General features: G+C 59.0%; 1 protein-coding gene. It reads left to right on the forward strand.

Features of this window, described 5'->3' with window-relative positions:
• Window positions 1–163, forward strand: a 163-nt coding sequence (locus B2J89_RS22140) for an integrase core domain-containing protein (RefSeq protein ID WP_240965126.1), incomplete at its 5' end; no start/stop codon positions are given.
• Window positions 164–283: the final 120 nt, after the last annotated feature.

Genomic DNA, 283 nt, shown 5'->3' on the forward strand with positions numbered 1-283 from the left:
CAAGCGCGACTACGTGGCACGCATGGACCTGCGTGACGCGCGGACTGTGCTGGCGCAGTTGCCGGCGGCCTTCGAGCACTTCAACGAGATGCATCCGCACTCTTCGTTGAAAATGCGCTCGCCTCAGGAGTTCAGGAGGCAGCAGGCCGCGGTGACTGACTAGGCGCTTTATTGCGAATAAGGCGGGGCCGGGAATACGGGGGCAAGATCAGGGGTAGGTAGCCCTGGACATTTTGTCTCACTGATCAGGAACAAGGCGTGCTGAATTTATGTGTTCCTGGAG

The sequence above is a fragment of the Acidovorax sp. SRB_24 genome (assembly GCF_012931925.1).